At 40.2% G+C, this 1,409-nt stretch carries 2 protein-coding genes; both read left to right on the forward strand.

Going from position 1 to position 1,409, the window contains the following annotated elements:
* Positions 1 to 66: 66 nt before the first annotated feature.
* Positions 67 to 426, forward strand: a complete 360-nt coding sequence (locus OOZ15_RS19810) for an ISAon1 family transposase N-terminal region protein (RefSeq protein ID WP_265958170.1) — start codon at positions 67 to 69, stop codon at positions 424 to 426.
* A complete protein-coding gene (locus OOZ15_RS19815) occupies positions 407 to 1,387 on the forward strand; it encodes an ISAon1 family transposase (protein ID WP_265958171.1) in 981 nt (326 codons plus the stop codon). The genes OOZ15_RS19810 and OOZ15_RS19815 overlap by 20 nt, the downstream gene beginning before the upstream one ends.
* The last annotated feature ends 22 nt before the right edge of the window (positions 1,388 to 1,409 follow it).

Below are 1,409 nucleotides of genomic sequence, written 5' to 3' on the forward strand. Positions count from 1 at the left end.
GGATCATTCCTAAAAGTTGTGTGAGAATTGAAGTAAAGTTCGATCTTTGCAAAAAAAATACTTGCATTGGAATTATCACTAGACCTATTACGATTTATACTACCTGAATTATTAGTTAGTCACTTTACCATAGTTTCGCACAAAACGGAAAAGGGAACGCTTCATTTGTATTTTGAAGAAAAGAAGGAGACCCCTAAAGAAGAAAAGCATCGTATCTTGATAGCCCACGGCTTTCATAAAGAGCTTATTGTTCAGGATTTTCCATTGCGTGGCAAGAATGTATTTCTTCATATTAAACGTCGCCGATGGCTGGACAAAACCACAGGACAAGCCGTGCACCGAAACTGGGATTTGGTGGCACAGGGAACTCGCATGACAGCAGAGTTCGCTGCTTTTTTAAAAGTACTTGGTCAGTACCAAGACTAATGACTGCCACACCATTGGCGGATTTTATGGAGTTAATGGCAAAAAGTTACAGCGACATTTCCGGGACTATCTGAGCGACTTTAAGGAGTGGAAGCAAAAATCACACGCTAAACAATGGCTTTTATATCCAGAGAACATAGGACCTTATCTCTCTATTGATGAAACAGCCCTTTCTAAAGGTGAACTCTACACCATTATCACCAATAAGAAAGCCAAAGGTAAAAAGGGGGCATTGGTTGGTATATTTAAGGGAACTAAAGCCGACCCCATCATCGCGCAATTACTTAAGCTTCCTTCTTCGGTTCGTGATAAGGTAAAGGAGATTACTTTGGATATGGCCCATTCCATGAAGCATATCGTCAGGGTATGCTTCCCTAAAGCCACTCAGGTAACGGATCGCTTCCATGTGCAGAAGCTGGCCATAGAGGCACTTCAGGAACTTCGTATCAAATACCGGTGGGAAGCCTTAGATCAAGAAAATGAACAGATAAAACAAGCGAAAGACAAAGACTATATGCCTGTAATCTTCCCTAATGGCGACTCAGCAAAACAACTGCTTGCCAGAAGCAGGTATTTGCTGTATAAATCCCCGGACAAATGGACTCCCAATCAAAAGGAGCGGGGACAGCTATTATTTAAAGAATATCCGCTGTTGAAGAAAGCCTATGGCTTGGTTCAAGCATTAAGAAACATCTTTAATCAAAATATAGACATTAAAATCGCCTATACCAAACTAGCCCATTGGTATAAAGAGGTGGAAGAGTCCGGATTTAAAAGCTTCCAAACCGTAGCCAATAGCATCACTTTAAATTATCGTTCAATCCTAAACTATTTTATAAACAGGAGCACAAATGCATCAGCAGAATCGTTCAACGCCAAAATAAAAGCCTTTAGAGCACAGTTTAGAGGAGTGAAAAATGTAGAGTTCTTCCTGTATAGATTAACAACAATTTTTGCATAAACACAACAATTGTGCTTGATCC

The organism is Galbibacter kalidii, assembly GCF_026241135.1.
Lineage (GTDB): Bacteria > Bacteroidota > Bacteroidia > Flavobacteriales > Flavobacteriaceae > Galbibacter.